The sequence below is a fragment of the Oleiphilus sp. HI0043 genome (genome assembly GCF_001634935.1).
In genome coordinates, this window is sequence record NZ_LWEY01001057.1 from 18,769 (window position 1) to 36,629 (window position 17,861).

A 17,861-nucleotide genomic window follows, 5' to 3' on the forward strand; every position below is an offset into this window, starting at 1 on the left:
TTACTGGCCGGGCGATAGCCAGGCGTTCAGAGCTTCAATGTCTTTAACACTTAAGGTTCCCGCTGCGCGTTTTATGCGTAGGCTACTTTCTACAAAATCGAAGCGAGCATTCGCGTAGTCACGAAGTGCAGTGAAATAGTTACGCTCGGCATCAAGTACTTCAACAATATTTCGAGTACCTACCTTGTAACCTTCACGCGTTGCTTCTAAAGCACTTTCACGAGAAACGATATTTTGTTGAAGTGACTCAACTGTCTGAATGTTGGTTTTCAGACTAATAAACTCGGTACGTGTTTCTATTTTCGCCTGACGTTGCGCTAAGGTCAGATTGTGTTTTGCCTCGGCGACCTGATGGCGAGCTTGGCGAACACCCGCCTGTGTTGCGCCACCAGAATACAGTGGCATGTTAAGTGTAATGGCTAGTTCGCTACTCTCACTATCATCGTTGCCAGCTGCATAGTAATTGGTGAAGGCAGAATTGCTATAATTGGCATCCAGACTGACGGTAGGTAAATGAGCTGCTTTCTTTGACTTTAGAAGTGCTTCGCTTGCCTTATAAGCGTAGTGAGCAATCTTGATACCTAGATTGTGGTTTTGTGCGGACTCAAGCCATTTTTCTGCAGAAATGCTTGTATCCATGGCAATAGGGAAGTCAGGATTAAGGCCATGTAGCTCGTTTGTATACTCACCCGTAATTCGCGAAAGGTTTTCCAGGGCGATGGTCAGGTTGCCCTCAGATCTAATTCGTGCAGTTTGCGATGCATCATAGGATGCTTTAGCTTCGTGAACATCGGTAATCGCGATTAAGCCAACATCAAACTGCTCTTTGGCTTGTTCATATTGGCGCTTTACAGCTGCTTCCTGAGAGTGGTCAGAGCGCAGGTTTTCTTGCTCTCTTAGTACTTTGAAATAGGCTGTTGCGACATTAAGGATTAAATTTTGCTGAGCAGTAAGGTAATCGACTTGAGCTAGCAGGGTTCTTTGTTCACTAGCGCTTACTGAGTGCCAGGTAGGTAAGTTCAATAGTGGCTGAGATAAACTTAAGTAATAGTTTTTTTGCTTGTAGCTATTGTCGCTTGAGCTTAAGCCATTTGAGTTTGTATGGCTTAAGCTTGCTCTTGCATTGACAGTGGGTAGTAGACCTGCAAATTCAATTTTTTGGCCTTCTTGTTCGGCCAAATAAGCTGACTGAGCAGCAAAGATCTCTGCGTCATAGTTCTCGGCTTTCTTATATAGGCTTAAAAGGTCGGTACTTTGTGCCGACGCAATAAATGGCAGCGTCATGCAAGAAAGAAAGGTTGAAATAAGCAGCTTTGATGTGTGCTTCATAGTGTCCTCTTTGATCGGGCGTACGGTATAGGAACCTAAGGCTGAAAATAAGCTTTGGCTCGATGGTTTCATTATGGACAATCTATATGAAGAACTCTAGACTTCCTTGGCGCAAATACCTGTCTTGTGCAGCATGTAGATGTTTGTATGTCCCTCAATAAATCGCAAAAACAGTATATTTAGTTCGAAAAACGCTAGCCTCAGTTCGAGCTGAAAGGAGAAATAATGTCGACGATCAAGCTTCAATATGGCAAAGAAGATTATCAGCTAATTGGCCGTGAGTCCTGCTTTGAAGGCTTCTTTCGCATGGAAAAGGTTACCCTGAAACATCGCTTGTTTGATGGTGGCTGGAGCCGGGAAGTCAGTCGTGAATTGTTTATTCGGGGTGATGCCACTTGCGTTATTCCCTACGACCCAATGGAAGACAAAGTTGTGCTGCTGGAACAATTCAGGCCGGGCGCAATACTCGAGGATCAATCACCCTGGTTGCTGGAGTTGGTTGCAGGGATGAATGATGAGGGCGAGCACCCGGAGAATGTTGCACGCAGAGAAGCGCAAGAGGAGGCGCGCCTGGAATTAGGCGAACTTGAAAAAATTTGTGAATACTTGGTCTCGCCGGGCGGCACTACAGAGAAGGTCTATCTCTACTGTGCTAAAGTCAGTGTTCAAGGTGTTGGTGGCGTGTTTGGTCTTGCTGAAGAAGATGAAGATATCAAGGTACACTGCCTAGACTTTGAAGCAGCTTATAAATTGGTCGAAAATGGCACCATTAACAATGCTGCCGCTATTATGGGGCTTCAATGGCTGGCCTTAAACCGGGAACGCTTGCGAGAGCAGTGGCGCTAGACTAAGGGGAGAGTATTATTTTAATGCGTAAAAAGTATGTCCCCGACTTGGTTCAGCTTGGCGCGACCTTTGAAAGCAACTATAACCGCCTAATTCGTTTGATTCGAATGATGGGCGATGTTGAACGGATTCGCTTCAGCTTACATAACGGCATGTCTTACGTTGGGCAAGTACATATGACGCTTGTTGAGTCTTGTAAATATACCGATACTTTTTTGCTTGAACAAACCGCAGCGGCAGGGAAGTGGGTGAACAACCCCAAGCTTACGGTGCGTTTATATCATGATGCGGGTGTCGCTGAAGTGATAGCTCGCGATGGCCGCCAGTTAGCTCAGGGTGTAAATATCTACCCAAATCAAAAAATGCACTTGCCCGATGAAAAAAGTCAGATGAATACTTTTCTGACGGAATGGCTGAATTTCTGTATTTCTTATGGATGTTGCGACGAGAGTCCGTTTACCCATCAGAAAGTGTGAAAGTCTTATCAGACTGTTTGTCTTTATTAACGCTAATATCTGAGACGCGCGTAACAAAAAATTCATACCTTAGTATGAAAACACTAAAACAAAGCGTCATCATCATTTCCAAACTGCAATATTGAGCTAACTTATCTAGTTAATCTGCGAAAAGTTTAGTGAATCTATGGATAAAGCGTATTGCAGATCGGTTCTCTGAAGGAGTGAGTCTCAGTGTGCCGGGTCAAATTGGAATTGAGATTGTCAGATCAGCGATTTAGATAACAGAAAGAGCCGAACGAAAATGTCGAGTCATGTCAGTGCAGGGGGCGCTGTGATTAACCTCCTTCAAATAAGTGATTGCCACCTCACAAAGGATGCTGAAAGTGACTTGCTTGGTGTGGTGACACGCGAAAGCCTTGTTGCGGTGCTTGATAAAGTTGAAGCTGATATAGCTGCGAGCTTTTGTCCAAGCCCGGATTACGTTTTGGCGACGGGCGATATTGCACAGGATGCAAGTCTTGAAGCCTATCACTACTTCCAAACTCAAATTGAAGGCTTTAACGCTCCCAGCCGTTGGTTCTCTGGGAATCATGATGACCGTGGCATTATGGCTGAGGCCTTGGGTCACGGGGTCGAGACGGAGCGCTTGCTACGTGTTGGCAATTGGCAAATTATTTTATTAGATTCGTCTGTAACAGGTGCCGTACATGGCATGTTACGAGATGATGATTTAGCCTTTCTAGAGCGGTGCTTGTCTGAACGCCCCGATCTTCATACCTTAATTAGCTTTCATCACCATCCGGTTGATATCGGCAGTACCTGGCTGGATAAGATTGGTTTGCATAATCGAGATCAGTTTTTCGATATCGTTGACCGCTATGACAATGTCAGAGCGGTACTCTGGGGGCATATTCATCAAGAGTTTTCTGAAACGCGTAAAGGTGTTCAGCTGCTGGCGACGCCTTCAACCTGTATTCAATTTACTCCGAAGTCCCATGATTTTGGTGTAGAAGCGATAGCGCCTGGTTACCGATGGCTAAAGTTATTTGACGACGGTCGTTTAGAGTCAAAAGTTTCAAGAGCTGAAGATTTTCAGTTTAATTTAGATCTCGAGAGTAATGGCTATTGAAGTCTGTTATTTATTTACATGGTTTCAATAGTTCACCACAGTCTCACAAAGCCCAGTTATGCAAGGCTTATTTTGAGCGACAATGCCCTGGGCTTCGTTTAGAAATTCCAAAACTCCCCCCATCGCCACGCGAAGCGATTGCTCTGGTAGACAAGCTGATTGAAAGCATTGGTGTACAGAATCTGCTCGGATTCATTGGTAGCTCGCTTGGTGCTTATTACAGTATGCACTTGCTTGAGAGGTACTCTTTGCCGGGCTCCTCTCTGAAGGCAGTTTTGATCAACCCTGCTTTAAAGCCTTACGAACTGCTCGTTGATTATCTAGGTGAGAATACTAACTACTACTCTGGCGAAACCTACACTGTATTACCTTCACATATGGATGAGTTAAAGTCTTTGGAACTAAGCCCTAAGCAGAATGCTTCGTTGGTCAGTTCGGATAATGTTTATATCATGACGCAAACCGGAGATGAGGTCTTGGATTTCGCACAGGCTTTAGCATGTCTGCCTAAGGCTAAACTCTGGGTTCAGGCCGGTGGTGATCATGCATTTTGTGATTTTGAAAAGGTTTTGCCTTCCCTGCAATACTTTCTTTTATAGTCAGCGAATCGTCGCTATTTATGCCTTATAAAATAATTGGTGGTTTTTTCCCCAGTCAATCAGGTAAAATGCCGCTCTAATTTTACTCTATTTATTCCTAACTTCTCGGAGAATGCTCTTGGGCTCAAAAACCGCATTATATGAGGTGCATCAGGATTCCGGTGCCAAGATAGTAGATTTTGGTGGCTGGGACATGCCTTTGCATTATGGCTCTCAAATTGAAGAGCATAAAATTGTGCGCCAAAGCGCGGGTATGTTCGATGTGTCGCACATGACAATTGTTGATGTACAGGGTAAAGACTCTCGTGACTATCTTCGTTATTTGTTAGCGAACGATGTCGACAAGCTGCAAGAAACAGGCAAAGCACTCTATAGTGGCATGTTGGATGAGAAGGGTGGTGTGATCGACGACCTGATTGCTTATCGTATGCCTAAAGACTATCGCCTAGTGGTTAATTGCGGTACGCGAGAAAAAGACCTGGCTTGGATGAACAAGCAGGCTGAAAAATTTGATGTGGAATTGATTGAGCGCCCCGAGTTAGCCATGGTGGCCATTCAAGGCCCCGAAGCTATACAGAACATTAAGCAGGCTTCTCCTGATAATGCCGAGCTTATCGATAGTTTAAAAGTGTTCCAAGGCTTGGAAGCTGGCGATTGGATGTTCTGTCGCACCGGCTATACCGGTGAAGACGGTTTGGAAGTCATGGTGCCAAGCGATGCTGTTGCTGACTTTTGGAAAGCTTTGGTTGAAGCGGGTGTTAAACCATGTGGCCTGGGTGCCCGAGACACACTGCGTCTTGAGGCAGGTATGAACCTATATGGCTCCGATATGGATGAGTCTGTAACGCCGCTTCAGTCTGCTATGGGCTGGACAGTATCTTTCTCAGAAGACAGGGACTTCATTGGGAAAGCAGCGCTACTTGCGCAGAAAGAGCAGGGCGTATCGAGCAAATTGGTAGGCTTGGTGCTTGAGCAACGCGGTGTATTACGTGGCCATCAGAAAGTAATTGTTGAAGGTGTTGGCGAAGGTGAAATTACTAGCGGTAGCTTTTCACCTACACTTGGCTACTCGGTTGCCTTGGCGCGAGTACCTGCTGCGACGGGAGATAGTTGTGCTGTCGATATGCGTGGAAAGCAGGTGCCCGTTAGAGTGGTGCGCCCGCCTTTTGTTCGTAATGGTAAAAAAGTATTCGAGTAAAAAGCTCGTGCTTGTTGCTTAAATGTAGCAGGAACTTGCCAGAATAAATTTATTCACTATTTTAGTATTTGATTTAATTGTTATTTAGTTTGAGGATTGCAAAACATGAGTCTTATCCCTGGAGAATTGAAGTATCTATCTAGCCATGAGTGGGTTCGTCTGGAAGAAGATGGCGAAACCGTTACTATAGGTATTACTGATCATGCACAGGACCTACTGGGCGACGTGGTATTTGTTGAATTACCTGAAGTTGATGCAGTCATTGAAGCAGGTGAAGAAGCCGGTGTTGTCGAGTCAGTTAAAGCAGCATCTGATATCTTTTCTCCTGTTGGTGGAACGGTTCTAGAAACCAATGAAGGCTTGGAAGATTCGCCTGAAACGGTTAACAGCGATCCTTATGATGATGGCTGGTTCTTCAAATTGAAGATCTCTGATCCTCAAGAGCTTGAAGGCTTATTGTCTGCTGACGAATACAAAGAAATTTGTGAAGCAGAAGAGCACTAAGAAACTTAGTGTTTCAGCTGGTAACTGATAGCATTTGCCAGCTAATTATTTCAGACCTTTGTGATACTTGTTTAGATCGTGCAATTTCGGTGAAGCAAGTCGGCAAAGGTTTTTATTTTTTAAGTTCCTGAGTGAATGCTTTGGGAACTCGCTGCAAAGAGGGTGTGTAATGCCTTTTATTCCTCATACGGAACACGATATCCAGAAGATGTTGGATGTTATTGGTGTCGACAAAGTCGATGACCTGTTTGATGAAATTCCAGCTCACTTACGAGCCAAACCACTGAATGGTGTGCCTGAAGGTTTAGGCGAAATGGAAATGATGCGGCTAATGAGCGAGCGTGCTCAATTAGACGAAGGTGCGCTATGTTTTATTGGTGCCGGTGCCTACGAACATCATATTCCTGCTGCTGTGTGGGATGTGACGATGCGTGGTGAGTTCCTGACTGCCTATACACCTTACCAGGCAGAGGCAAGCCAAGGGACTTTGCAGCTAATCTATGAATACCAAAGCATGATGTGCCAGCTTACGGCGATGGATATGTCTAATGCTTCCTTGTATGACGGAGCATCGGGCCTAGCTGAAGCCGTGTTGATGGCGATTCGTGCCAACAGAAAGTCCAAGAGCAAAAAGGCTCTGATCGCAGGTACCGTACATCCTCTATACCAGCAAGTGGTTGATGACATTGTTAGCAACCAGGGAATTTCCATTGATGTATTGCCAATGGACGATAAAGCGCTTGCCGTTGATAGTGCAGCGTTAGAAAGCTTTGCTGGCCAAGACTATGCCGCTTTGATAATTCCTCAGCCAAACTTCTTTGGCTCGTTGGAAGATGTGAATGCTTTAACCAACTGGGGCCAGGCAAATGGCATGTTGGTTATTGGCGTCGTTAATCCGACAGCTTTAGCGCTATTAACGCCTCCTGGTGAATGGGGAGATAAGGGTGCCGATATCGCCGTGGGTGAAGGTCAGCCATTGGGTATTCCTATGGCATCGGGTGGCCCGTATTTTGGCTTTATCTGTTGTAAAGAAAAGCTGGTTCGCCAAATGCCAGGACGTATTATTGGTCGTACTGTCGATCTGGAAGGTAAAGAAGGTTTTACCCTGACCTTACAGGCACGCGAGCAGCATATTCGCCGTTCTAAAGCGACTTCCAATATATGTACCAACCAAGGCTTGGCGGTTACAGCAGCAACGATTTATATGTCTTTGATGGGCTACAAGGGCCTTTCTCAGGTAGCGATGGCTTGTCATCAAAATACTCAAAAATTGCGCGCTAAGCTTGAAGCAATTGACGGAGTGTCAGTGCTGAATGGCGAAGCCTTCTTCCATGAACTGGTTGTACAGGTCGATAACGATGCTGATGCAGTACTTGAAAGCATGGCTGAGCAGGGCGTGTTAGCGGGCTATGGTCTTGAGCAACACTTTGATGCTTTGAAGAACTGTATTCTAGTGTGTGTGACTGAAGTGAAAAATGATGCCGACCTGGACTTATTCGCTAACGCGTTAAGCCGGGCGCTAGCAGGAGGAGAAGCCTAATGTTGATTTTTGAAAACGGTAGTCAGGGCAGAACAGCTTCGGCGCAATTACCTCCTAAAGCCGATAGCCAGGCGACCACGATTCCTCAGGAATTGCTACGTCAAAAGCCGGCGCTTATGCCAGAGGTATCTGAATTACAAACTGTGAGACACTTTACTAACTTGTCTCGCAAGAATTTCTCGATAGATACTCAGTTCTATCCCTTGGGCTCTTGTACGATGAAGTACAACCCAAAAGGTGCGCAGCGTGCAGCGAGTTTGCCGGGTTTTATATCTCGTCACCCTTTAGCGCCTGAGTCGCATAGCCAAGGTTACTTGTCATGTGTCTATGAGCTTCAGGAAGTACTTAAAGAAGTGACGGGTATGGCGGGTGTATCACTAAGCCCTATGGCCGGTGCACAAGGTGAATTCGCCGGTGTTGCGATGATCAAAGCCTATCACGAAGCACGTGAAGATTTTGGAAGAACTGAAATTATCGTTCCAGAAGCAGCTCATGGGACAAACCCTGCTACAGCGGTAATGTGTGGTTATAAGGTAAAAGAGATCCCTGTAAAGTCAGGCGGTGATGTTGACCTGGAAGCGCTTAAAGAAGCAGTTGGCCCACAAACAGCCGGGATCATGATGACTAACCCTTCGACCTGCGGCGTGTTCGAAAGACAGATCGAAGAGATTGCCAAGACGGTTCATGACGCGGGCGGTTTGCTTTATTACGATGGTGCGAACCTGAACGCGATCTTGGGTAAAGTACGCCCGGGCGATATGGGTTTTGACGTGCTGCATATGAACTTGCACAAGACCTTTGCAACACCTCACGGTGGCGGTGGACCAGGGTCTGGCCCAGTTGCTGTAGGTGAGCGTTTACTACCATACCTGCCTACGCCAATGGCGGGTTGTCAGGCGCAAGCAGACGGCGTTAAGAATTATCATTGGGTGACCCAAGCAGATAATGTAGATTCCATCGGTCGCCTAAGTACCTTCATGGGTAATGCCGGGATTATTCTTCGAGCCTACATTTACGCAGTACTACTTGGCCGAGAAGGCTTGCATCGAGTTGGTGAGTTTTCAACCTTGAGTGCAAACTACATGGCTAAGTTGATGGCTGATGCCGGTTTTGAATTGGCCTATCCTGAGCGTCGAGCCACGCATGAGTTTATTGTGACGATGAACAAACAAGCGAAAGGTCTGGGTGTCACGGCGATGGACTTTGCCAAGCGTTTACTCGATTACGGCTACCATGCTCCGACCACTTACTTCCCCTTGTTGGTACCAGAGTGTTTGCTGATTGAACCAACCGAGACAGAGTCTATTGACGAGCTAGAAGGCTTTGTTAAGGCGATGGCAGCGATTCAGAAGGAAGCGGAAGACACACCAGAAACAGTAAAAGGTGCGCCTTATACGCAACCTGTTCGTCGTCTGGATGATGTTAAAGCTGCACGAGAACTTGATGTAGCCTACTCAGCGCCAGCAGAGTAAAAATGTTCCAAAAGGGTGCGCTATGGTGCACCCTTATCCTGCCCTAAAAATTTCTAAACTATTTCAAACGTACGCCTTGGCAATATCCGTTTTAGCATCTATCTTACTATTTCAACATGGATGAGAGTTGTCGCAGGGTATTAGCTAATACGACTTACCTGACAGACAATATTTCTAGCTCTATGTTCTTGATATACAGTTGTTAGCTGTTTTTAGGGCATAATCTTTCGATTTCTCTATAGTCTATATATCCGTTTCCAGAATTAAAATTAGGTTTGTATGCTCTTCGCTACGCAAAACGAAGACCTGTATTTAGTGCTGTGTTGTATGAGTATTAATCAATTTGGCCTGTTTTGACCTAAAATGATCTAAATAATACTAATAGAATTTGAAAAAATTATATTTTTCAAATGCTTAAAGTTTAAAAATGTGATAAATATATATTTATCTTTTGGCTGTAGATACACCTGCCAAGCGGGTGGCACGACTTGAATGGAGCGTTATTAATATGGACCAGTATTCAGAGCGGAACCCTTATGCTGATCACTTGGTAGAAATTAATAAATATAACCCGGTTTTAACGACGCAAGACATATGTAATAACCGTGGGGCAACAGTTGTACCCAAAGGAACCTACCTCACTGAAGACGTTGCCAATAAGATTGCGCGCTTTCAGCTGGAACTTCCCATAGAACTGCAAGTTAGCTTGGCGAGTACCGTATCACCTAGTGAATTGTTTGACTCGATTCGTAAGGCACAGAATAAGGTCTTGAAGGGCTTGGATCGCATGGATTTAACCAAGGAACTGGTTCGACAGTGTGGTTTAATCAGTGCTTATCCACTGCTATCTCAAAAGCTGACAGTTTTTGCAGATCGCTTATCGCCCCGTTTTAATTCAACTCAAAGTGCTACCGGTTTTGCAATACTCATTGCGCTTGAGCTTGGACTCAATGATGAAGATATGGAAGTTGTCTTCACCGCAACACAAATGCATGATGCAGGCTTCTTGAATATTGACCCTGATATTGCTGCCATTTTTGACAAGCTTCCCGATAGCGAAAAGCGACAAATGTATGTGCAGCAGTTGTCTTTGGGGGGCGAGTTTCTTGAAAATATACCTAATCTGTCCGAGCGGGTAGGGCGTGCAGTCAAAGAGCATAAAGAACGTAAAGACGGTTCAGGCTGGCCGCAAGGCATTATCGGAGATAAGCATAGTCTCGATGCTCAGGTTGTTGGTCTTGCTGTTATGCTTGATGAAGCCTATCGAAAAAAATTGCGTCCGAGAGGTTATGGGCCTTCTCAGTTAATTCCTTTAATTCAGGCTGAATCAGAGGCGGTTGATCGTGATATATGTCATGCTGTCGTCGAGATGCTGCGTAAGAATGCCCAGGGCCTTGCTCAAGTTATCCCCATAGAGTTTATGCCCAAACTATCGCGTTACTTGGTGGTGCAGCAGCGTTTTATGGTGCATTGGTTGGAACTTGCAAAGCAATGTGCTGTAGGGATGCGAGAGGTGCAAAGTATTGCACAGACAGAGCGTTCCATGTTGATCATCAAAGGCCTGGAGGAACTCTACCGTAATTCAGGTTTATGGGATTCAGAGGTTCGGCGTTGGCTCAGTGAGGCGGCCGATTGCTTGGAGGTTGAGCATAATGCTAGAGAGTGTGAAGAGCTTGAGGTTGTCGCGCTACTGCTAGAAACTGTGCTGGATAAGTTGAAGGCTTTGCAATGGTCTATGCGAGATGCGGCCAAAAAAGTAGGTAGCGACTGGATCAACCGCTGCGATGACCTCGCCAGCTTATTGTATTCGATCCCCAAAGATCACTTCGAAGCCTTTGAAACCTACTCATGTTTTGCTGAAGAGTAGGCGGAATATTGCGACATAGGCTAATCGTTGCTACGCTTAAAGGCACAATAACAACGTTTAGTCTTATCGATAATGAAAATAACTAAAAAGAACCTAATCCGCAGCGCCTGGCTTGGCGCCATGGTCATCATAACTATTGCCTTAACGCCGGTTTACCTCAAAAACGGTGGCTTTTACTTCGATGATCAGGGCCTTAGAGTTGAGGATGTCAGCTTCCGGACATCCAGTCGCCTGAAGTTTCGCACTTACAATGACTCTTCTCGTAAAGGCGATGTCGTACTCTGGTTTCGTTATAAGCAAAAGAACGAATGCCTCTGGATCTTTCAAATGTTCCCAGAAAGCCACGTCGACCTAAACGCCCAGTGCCCGGGCTTAAAAGATAAAGACTACATCATCAACTACGAATGGGCTGCGAGTAACCCTCGGCTAGCATCGAATGCTGTACGCCTGGGAATGGTTAAAGACTTCTTTTAAGATTTTTTGTTGGAAGGTTGTAGGTACAACTGTTTGGTGTTTTGTCTTTTTATTAATATGTGAAGAGATTGAATGCCGCCGATAAGGAAATCGTTGTGTCTAGTCATGCTTCAAATGAGGCTGGAAAGTCTTCATCCGTTGATACGGGCTTAGCTTGCCTGGTATCAATAGCACGTTATCACCAAGTCGCTGCAGATCCAGAGCAGATTCGTCATTACTTTGGTACTAATGAACCTTCATCCGAAGCTAAAAACTCGGCCTCTTGTCTGAATGATAAAGATATCGTTCGTGCTGCTAGACACCTAAAACTTAAAGCCTCACTAACAAAAGCAGACATCGCTAAGTTAGAAAAGATGGCCTTACCTGCGATAGGCCTGAGTAAAAATGGTGAGTACTTTATTCTTGCCAAAGTCGCAGATGAAAAGGTTCTTGTTCAAGTGCCTGGTTCTGAAAAACCACAAGTCTTCACTCTTAGTGAATTCGAAGATTATTGGAATGGCAGAATTATTCTAATTACTCGACGTTCACTCCTGCCAGGTATGAACGGTAAATTTGATATTTCCTGGTTTATCCCCGCTATTATCAAGTACAAAAAGATCTTGATGCAGGTCTTGGTTGCCTCCTTCTTTATTCAGTTATTTGCACTAATTACGCCGTTGTTCTTTCAGGTGATTATCGACAAAGTACTCGTCCATCAGGGCTTAACTACGCTCGATGTATTGTGCTTCGGTTTAATCGTCGTTTCCTTATTCGATGTGATTTTGAATGGCCTTCGAACCTACGTCTTCTCGCATACCACCAATCGGGTTGATGTGACCTTAGGGTCGCAGTTATATAACCATCTCTTGCGTCTATCCATATCATTCTTTAATGCACGGCAAGTGGGGAATACTGTAGCCAGAGTTCGAGAGTTGGATACCATTCGTGAGTTTATTACTGGCTCTGCTTTAACGCTGATTATCGATATCCTTTTTACCGTGATCTTTTTTGTGGTGATGTACTACTACAGCCCGCCCCTCACATGGATAGTGTTAGGTTCGATTCCCCTCTATGTGATTCTATCGGCGACAATCACGCCAGTTCTTAGAAACCGCCTAAACGAAAAGTTCAAACACGGAGCAGAGAACCAGGCTTTCTTGGTCGAGTCCATTTCAGGTGTTGAAACACTCAAGTCCATGGCAGTTGAGCCACAAATGCAACGTCGATGGGAAGAGCAACTAGCTGCTTATGTGTCGTCCTCTTTCAAGGCGATGAACTTAGGCAATATCGCCAGCCAAACGGCGGGCTTTATTAACAAGGCAGTTACAGTATTAATCCTTTGGGTGGGTGCAACACTGGTGATTGCAGGCTCCTTGAGTGTCGGGCAGTTGATCGCATTCAATATGCTCGCAGGCCGAGTCAGTGCACCGATTCTGAGGCTCGTTCAACTCTGGCAAGACTTCCAGCAAGCAGGCATTTCATTAGAGCGCTTGGGGGATATTCTTAATACGCCGGCAGAACCTGGTCATAACCCAAACAGAACAACGCTGCCTGACTTGAAAGGCAAGGTGTCACTAGAACATATTACCTTCCGCTATCAGCCAGATCGACCTGAAATACTCAAAGATTTAAGCTTGGAAGTTTCGCCCGGAGAAGTGATAGGCATTGTTGGTCGCTCAGGTTCAGGCAAAAGTACCTTAACCAAACTCGTGCAAAGGCTATATGTGCCCGAGTCAGGCAGAGTGCTGGTTGATGGTGTCGATGTCGCACAGGTTGACCCGGCATGGCTACGCAGACAGATAGGCGTGGTGCTTCAAGAAAACGTTCTATTTAACCGTTCAGTCAAAGACAATATCGCCTTGGCAGACCCAAGCATGAGCATGGATAGAGTGATCGAAGCCGCAACCTTAGCAGGTGCACATGAATTCATTCTACAACTTCCAGAAGGTTACGACACCGTGGTGGGCGAGCAAGGCGCTTCATTATCAGGAGGGCAAAAGCAACGTATCGCTATTGCCAGAGCGCTCATTACCAACCCCCGCATTCTGATCTTTGATGAAGCGACCAGTGCCTTGGATTATGAGTCTGAGCGTATCATTCAAGACAATATGCGCTCGATATGCAAAGACAGAACGGTATTTATTATCGCTCATCGTCTATCAACCGTTCGTGCAGCAGACAGAATTATCGTCATTGAAACCGGGCGAATTGTTGAAAGCGGAAGCCATGATGAATTGCTCGAGCTGAATGGCTACTATGCCAAGCTACATAGCCATCAAAGTCATATTCCTAGCATTCGCGAGGTCAAAAAAGACGAAGGTAAAACAGCTAAGCCCACGAATAAACTAGCGATGAATTTACCTAAGGCGAAGATAGTCTCCAAGCCGAAAACATCCACAGCTAATCAGATGGAAAGTGAAACAGATGGAGGTGTGGAATGAGCTCCTCAATTCAACTCCCTGTGGGTGATGTCTCTGAAGAAAAAACAAAGAAAGGGCTGTTTGCTTTCCTTCATAAAGATCAGTCAGTCTCGCATAAAGAACTGTACCAGTTCTTACCGGCTGCCATTGAAGTAGAACAAACCCCAGCCTCATCAGCAGGCAGAGCCATTATCTGGGCAATCGTAATACTATTCACCATTGCCTGTATCTGGGCTTACTTTGGTAAAATTGATATTGTTGCGGTTGCGCAAGGTAAAGTGATTCCAAGCGAACACATCAAACATATTCAGCCCTTAGAAGCCGGTAAGATTAAAGCGATTCACGTCAGAGAAGGGCAAAGCGTCAAACAAGGTGAGCCGCTCATAACGCTAGACAGCACTCAAACACAGGCTGATGTAGATCGTTTAGCGCATGAGATTGCCGAACTATCAATGAATATTGAAAGGCTATCGCACTTCGATCATTGGCTGAGTTTAGTTTTAAAGGGAGTAGGTTCGCAGGCTTTGGCCCCGTTAAAATCGACGAGCCACCAAAACCTTCTCGTACAACAGAAAACCGAACTTAACGCCAAGCTCTCATCCCTGGAAGTTGAAAGACAAAAGCTCCAAGCAGAACAACAAATGGTCGAAGCGGAAGCAACGAAAAAAGAAAGAGTCATACCCGTACTGGCCGAACGAGTCGATGCGCTCGAACAACTCCACCGAAAAGACTACGGCTCAAAGCTTCCATACCTAGAACTCAAGCAAGAGCTAATCGAACAAGAACAAGACTTGAAAGTACAACAAGCCCGATTCAAGCAACTGGATAGCTCAATACTTGCCATCGAAAAACAAACCCACTCATTACTGGCAGAACAGCAGTTAGCAACGCTCTCGCAAAAGCAAGAATTTGAACTGAGATTAGAAGGCCTAAAGCAAGAACTCGTCAAAGCAAAACAGAGAAACCAGCAACAAGCAATCGTTTCACCAATAGATGGTCAAGTGCAGCAATTAGCAGTCCATACTATTGGAGGCGTAGTCACACCCGCCCAAGCACTCTTGGTGATTGTACCGGACCAAAGCAAAATGGAAGTGGACGTGATGATTCTTAATAAAGACATCGGTTTTGTGCAAGAAGGGCAGAAAGCTGAAGTCAAAGTCGATACCTTTAACTTCACCAAGTACGGTTTGATTGATGCAGAGATTAAGAGCATTTCTGACGATGCGATACAAGATGAGAATTTGGGCTTGGTCTATAGTGCTCGTGTGGCCCTGGCCAAAGAGCAATTAGTGGTAGAAGGTAGAGAAGTGAAGCTGTCGCCTGGGATGTCGGTGACGGCTGAAGTGAAGACGGGGAAGAGGCGGTTGATTGAGTATTTCTTGTCGCCTTTGTTGAGGTATAAGCAGGAGAGTTTGGGAGAGAGGTAGTCGTTATAGGCATCTTATATTTTAATCTGTTTAATTTAATGTCAGAATACGTCAGTGGCGTATAGTTGTGTTTATGGTTATTATTGAAACAAGCGTATTTACCAAACTCATTAAGCAATTGATGCCTGATGAACAATATCGAGAGCTACAAGAAACGCTGGTTAATCGGCCTGACCTTGGTGACCTGATTAGAGGTTCTGGAGGTTTGCGTAAGATCCGTTGGAAGCTTAAGTCTGCAGGTAAAAGTGGTGGTGTGCGAGTTATTTACTATTGGGTGGTAAGCGATGAACAAATTCGTATGCTGTATGTTTATCCAAAGGGTAAACAAGAAAGCTTAACTTCAGATCAATTGGCGATATTAAAAACCATTGTAGAGAGGTGGTAAATGATATGAAAGATAATGACTTTAGTGAACTGCTGGCGAGCGTTCAGGAAATGGATGATATAGTTGAAGGTAAAGCGGGCACATCGCGTAACTTTAAATTTGAAGAGCCTGAAGTTAAGGCGATTCGTGAAAAAATTGGCTTATCTCAAACCCGTTTCGCAGGACTCATTGGTGTCAGTAAGCGTACATTAGAAAATTGGGAACAGGGGCGGCGTTATCCAACAGGTCCCGCGAGAGCTTTGCTTCGTTTGCTAGACAAAGACCCAGAATATGCTCTGCGCACTTTGAATGGGTAATTTTGAGAATTACTTAATAGGTTTGTTTATCTCTTTGTTGACCTGCATCTGCTATAACTAATTTCCCATAATGGTTGTACCTACAACTCCAGCTCGCAAGTAACTTTTTTATTCTATCGATCCTTTGAAGAAAAAGGTGTCACATTTAATTTTTAAATACAGAAAATAGATGTGAAGTCTTTTGATTCAGTCTGTATAGCAAACAAGGAGGTGAGCTATGCCGAGAGGAAAGCGCCTGATAGTGTCAAGCTGCCCTCATCATATTGTCCAGCGAGGACATGATAAGACGGCAGCGTTTTTGTGTGATGAAGATGACCAGCACTATTTGGAGGTCTTGATTGAAGCAAAGAATGATTTAGGAGTCGCAGTGGAGCGGTGTCAACTAACAGGCACAGGAAAGTTTGTAGATGAGATTGAAAGGCGTATGGGTCGAAGAGTCGAGAATAGAGGATCGGGTAGGCCTGGGAAGTAGGTCTGACAGCTTTTCAGACACAGATACCAGGAATTGATATAGGTACGTATAATGTCGTACAATTATTCTGTGAGGGGGCAATGAATAAGTTCAAGGACGTTAAAAAGCGGATCCTGCAATGTATATATGATGGAAATGTTTTGCATGAAGCCAGAAACAATATCGAGATTAAGAACTTGTTGGAAGTAGGTGATGTTTCGATCGAAGAGCTAGCAGAAATCATTAAGCATACTCGAGGAGACGACTACGAGGTCAGTCCGCATCATAAAGATCAAAGTATAAATGTGCACCTTATTAAGACTCGGTATCGGCGCCAGTCATGGTATATAAAGTGGTTTTTTATAGAACCAAATGCTGTGTTTATAAGTGTGCATCAATGAGGCCAGTTATGAAAATATTAAAAGAGGGTGATGTGGGAAAGGTTCTTTGTCATACCTGTGAGTCAGTACAAAATTCCACGTTTAAGTTGAGAGACGTCCCCTTTAGTGATGACAGTGGTAGTGTTAAGAACATATTGGCGGGTGTTTGTGATGCCTGCGATAGTGTTGCTGCGATTCCTCATCAATCTACTCCAGCTATTAAGAAGCAGTTAGATAAGCAGCGTAAATCAGTGGAAGGCCGAGTGCCCTCTCACTTAGTTGATGTCCTAAACTTGGCTAGCGATAGTCTCGGAGCTAGTGCTGATTTTATTCCTAGCCTGATTAAATACTACATTCATGCTTTTTATGAGAACTCGATTGCGCCCAAGGATTTACTACCTTTGCTTAAGAGTGATTTGGCAAAAGGTCGAGCGAATAAAAGAATATCACTAAAAGGGCGTTACGTGGCTGAAGAGATAGAGGTGCTTAAAGCTAGGGCTCAGATAGAAACCACAACGGAACTCTTAAAAAGTATTGTATTAAAGATTCACGAAGAAATACTCGTTAAGCAAAAGGCGAGTCGAATCAAAGAGCTTGAACGCTTAGTCGCTGCGGTGGCTTAGTATTAACGACCGATAACGGAATGAATTGAAAATTTTAAGGAAGAAAATATGGGTATATTAGTCGCATTTCTCACCTATCTTGTCGTTGGTTTGCTAGCAATTATATTAGCGCCCGTTCTTTATGCTTGGGTGACCAAGAAGGTAATCGTTTTTGAAAACGCCATATTCAAAGAGTATGCCTACTTCTGGGTGCTCTTGATTCTGCTTGGAGTGGTTTTCCAGGTGCTTTATGTTGCAACGACCCAAGTCATTTACGGCATGGAGCAGCCTATAGGCCTCTACGTGGAAAACTATTCAAATTTGAGTGCACTGATTGGCTTTGCGACAGAGGTGTTGCTTGCTAAATGGATTTTTAGGGAAAGCTATTGGAAGGCTTTTAAGGCATCAATTGTGTACACCATTCTTCTGGTTTTATCTCTTATGATTTTATTTTTTGTTGGGATTTGGGTTGGGCTTAGTGCTTTTGTTGGAGGCTAGTTCTGTC

The 17,861-nt window shown here is 44.8% G+C and carries 19 protein-coding genes; 18 read left to right on the top strand and 1 reads right to left on the bottom strand.

The window, feature by feature from the left end:
* On the bottom strand, window positions 1-1,329 hold the full coding sequence (locus A3729_RS11290) for a TolC family outer membrane protein (RefSeq protein WP_068508171.1): 1,329 nt from the start codon (window positions 1,327-1,329) through the stop codon (window positions 1-3).
* Window positions 1,330-1,554: 225 nt separating this feature from the next.
* On the opposite strand from A3729_RS11290, the gene A3729_RS11295 reads away from it, so the two are divergent.
* From A3729_RS11295 to A3729_RS11380, 18 genes are all read left to right on the top strand, one after another.
* Window positions 1,555-2,175 carry an NUDIX domain-containing protein gene (locus A3729_RS11295; protein WP_068508160.1) on the top strand — a complete coding sequence of 207 codons (621 nt, stop codon included), beginning with the start codon at window positions 1,555-1,557 and terminating at the stop codon, window positions 2,173-2,175.
* Between the two features lie 23 nt (window positions 2,176-2,198).
* Window positions 2,199-2,651 (top strand): DUF1249 domain-containing protein, encoded by a 453-nt coding sequence (locus A3729_RS11300; protein WP_068508158.1) that lies wholly within the window; start codon window positions 2,199-2,201, stop codon window positions 2,649-2,651.
* 283 nt (window positions 2,652-2,934) lie between these two features.
* Window positions 2,935-3,762, top strand: a complete 828-nt coding sequence (gene cpdA / locus A3729_RS11305; protein WP_068508155.1) for a 3',5'-cyclic-AMP phosphodiesterase — start codon at window positions 2,935-2,937, stop codon at window positions 3,760-3,762.
* Window positions 3,759-4,361: a YqiA/YcfP family alpha/beta fold hydrolase gene (locus A3729_RS11310; RefSeq protein WP_068508152.1), complete on the top strand. Its 603-nt coding sequence runs from the start codon at window positions 3,759-3,761 to the stop codon at window positions 4,359-4,361. The genes cpdA and A3729_RS11310 overlap by 4 nt, the downstream gene beginning before the upstream one ends.
* Before the next feature lie 118 nt (window positions 4,362-4,479).
* A complete protein-coding gene (gene gcvT / locus A3729_RS11315) occupies window positions 4,480-5,559 on the top strand; it encodes a glycine cleavage system aminomethyltransferase GcvT (RefSeq protein WP_068508169.1) in 1,080 nt (359 codons plus the stop codon).
* A 105-nt stretch (window positions 5,560-5,664) separates the two neighbouring features.
* Window positions 5,665-6,063: a glycine cleavage system protein GcvH gene (gene gcvH / locus A3729_RS11320; protein ID WP_068508150.1), complete on the top strand. Its 399-nt coding sequence runs from the start codon at window positions 5,665-5,667 to the stop codon at window positions 6,061-6,063.
* Window positions 6,064-6,232: 169 nt separating this feature from the next.
* Window positions 6,233-7,603: an aminomethyl-transferring glycine dehydrogenase subunit GcvPA gene (gene gcvPA / locus A3729_RS11325; protein ID WP_068508148.1), complete on the top strand. Its 1,371-nt coding sequence runs from the start codon at window positions 6,233-6,235 to the stop codon at window positions 7,601-7,603.
* Entirely contained in the window at window positions 7,603-9,075 is a 1,473-nt protein-coding gene (gene gcvPB / locus A3729_RS11330; protein WP_068508146.1) for an aminomethyl-transferring glycine dehydrogenase subunit GcvPB, read from the top strand. Before gcvPA ends, gcvPB begins: the two co-directional genes overlap by 1 nt.
* Before the next feature lie 508 nt (window positions 9,076-9,583).
* On the top strand, window positions 9,584-10,942 hold the full coding sequence (locus A3729_RS11335; protein ID WP_068508144.1) for an HD-GYP domain-containing protein: 1,359 nt from the start codon (window positions 9,584-9,586) through the stop codon (window positions 10,940-10,942).
* Window positions 10,943-11,014: 72 nt separating this feature from the next.
* Complete coding sequence (locus tag A3729_RS11340; RefSeq protein ID WP_068507607.1) at window positions 11,015-11,416, top strand: hypothetical protein; 402 nt, start codon at window positions 11,015-11,017, stop codon at window positions 11,414-11,416.
* A 95-nt stretch (window positions 11,417-11,511) separates the two neighbouring features.
* A complete protein-coding gene (locus A3729_RS11345) occupies window positions 11,512-13,836 on the top strand; it encodes a type I secretion system permease/ATPase (RefSeq protein ID WP_156495335.1) in 2,325 nt (774 codons plus the stop codon).
* The gene (locus tag A3729_RS11350; protein ID WP_082880383.1) at window positions 13,833-15,242 is read left to right on the top strand and encodes an HlyD family type I secretion periplasmic adaptor subunit; all 1,410 of its coding nucleotides are present in this window, start codon (window positions 13,833-13,835) and stop codon (window positions 15,240-15,242) included. The genes A3729_RS11345 and A3729_RS11350 overlap by 4 nt, the downstream gene beginning before the upstream one ends.
* Before the next feature lie 73 nt (window positions 15,243-15,315).
* Window positions 15,316-15,627 (top strand): hypothetical protein, encoded by a 312-nt coding sequence (locus A3729_RS11355; RefSeq protein WP_068508142.1) that lies wholly within the window; start codon window positions 15,316-15,318, stop codon window positions 15,625-15,627.
* Window positions 15,628-15,632: 5 nt separating this feature from the next.
* Window positions 15,633-15,923, top strand: coding sequence for a DNA-binding transcriptional regulator (locus A3729_RS11360; RefSeq protein WP_068508141.1), 291 nt, complete (start codon window positions 15,633-15,635; stop codon window positions 15,921-15,923).
* 217 nt (window positions 15,924-16,140) lie between these two features.
* Entirely contained in the window at window positions 16,141-16,395 is a 255-nt protein-coding gene (locus A3729_RS11365) for a hypothetical protein (protein ID WP_068508138.1), read from the top strand.
* A gap of 80 nt (window positions 16,396-16,475) precedes the next feature.
* Complete coding sequence (locus A3729_RS11370; protein ID WP_068508136.1) at window positions 16,476-16,775, top strand: hypothetical protein; 300 nt, start codon at window positions 16,476-16,478, stop codon at window positions 16,773-16,775.
* A gap of 8 nt (window positions 16,776-16,783) precedes the next feature.
* A complete protein-coding gene (locus A3729_RS11375; RefSeq protein ID WP_068508134.1) occupies window positions 16,784-17,377 on the top strand; it encodes a hypothetical protein in 594 nt (197 codons plus the stop codon).
* 48 nt (window positions 17,378-17,425) lie between these two features.
* The gene (locus A3729_RS11380; protein ID WP_068508133.1) at window positions 17,426-17,854 is read left to right on the top strand and encodes a hypothetical protein; all 429 of its coding nucleotides are present in this window, start codon (window positions 17,426-17,428) and stop codon (window positions 17,852-17,854) included.
* Window positions 17,855-17,861 lie beyond the last annotated feature (7 nt).

Excerpts from the sequence above, each read along its gene's own strand:
- gcvPA (WP_068508148.1), top strand. The coding sequence starts at position 6,233 with ATGCCTTTTATTCCTCATACGGAACACGATATCCAGAAGATGTTGGAT.
- A3729_RS11375 (WP_068508134.1), top strand. The coding sequence starts at position 16,784 with ATGAAAATATTAAAAGAGGGTGATGTGGGAAAGGTTCTTTGTCATACC.
- A3729_RS11295 (WP_068508160.1), top strand. The coding sequence starts at position 1,555 with ATGTCGACGATCAAGCTTCAATATGGCAAAGAAGATTATCAGCTAATT.
- cpdA (WP_068508155.1), top strand. The coding sequence starts at position 2,935 with ATGTCGAGTCATGTCAGTGCAGGGGGCGCTGTGATTAACCTCCTTCAA.
- A3729_RS11355 (WP_068508142.1), top strand. The coding sequence starts at position 15,316 with ATGGTTATTATTGAAACAAGCGTATTTACCAAACTCATTAAGCAATTG.
- gcvPB (WP_068508146.1), top strand. The coding sequence starts at position 7,603 with ATGTTGATTTTTGAAAACGGTAGTCAGGGCAGAACAGCTTCGGCGCAA.
- A3729_RS11335 (WP_068508144.1), top strand. The coding sequence starts at position 9,584 with ATGGACCAGTATTCAGAGCGGAACCCTTATGCTGATCACTTGGTAGAA.
- A3729_RS11350 (WP_082880383.1), top strand. The coding sequence starts at position 13,833 with ATGAGCTCCTCAATTCAACTCCCTGTGGGTGATGTCTCTGAAGAAAAA.
- A3729_RS11365 (WP_068508138.1), top strand. The coding sequence starts at position 16,141 with ATGCCGAGAGGAAAGCGCCTGATAGTGTCAAGCTGCCCTCATCATATT.
- A3729_RS11380 (WP_068508133.1), top strand. The coding sequence starts at position 17,426 with ATGGGTATATTAGTCGCATTTCTCACCTATCTTGTCGTTGGTTTGCTA.
- A3729_RS11370 (WP_068508136.1), top strand. The coding sequence starts at position 16,476 with ATGAATAAGTTCAAGGACGTTAAAAAGCGGATCCTGCAATGTATATAT.
- gcvH (WP_068508150.1), top strand. The coding sequence starts at position 5,665 with ATGAGTCTTATCCCTGGAGAATTGAAGTATCTATCTAGCCATGAGTGG.
- A3729_RS11340 (WP_068507607.1), top strand. The coding sequence starts at position 11,015 with ATGAAAATAACTAAAAAGAACCTAATCCGCAGCGCCTGGCTTGGCGCC.
- A3729_RS11300 (WP_068508158.1), top strand. The coding sequence starts at position 2,199 with ATGCGTAAAAAGTATGTCCCCGACTTGGTTCAGCTTGGCGCGACCTTT.
- A3729_RS11290 (WP_068508171.1), bottom strand. The coding sequence starts at position 1,329 with ATGAAGCACACATCAAAGCTGCTTATTTCAACCTTTCTTTCTTGCATG.
- A3729_RS11360 (WP_068508141.1), top strand. The coding sequence starts at position 15,633 with ATGAAAGATAATGACTTTAGTGAACTGCTGGCGAGCGTTCAGGAAATG.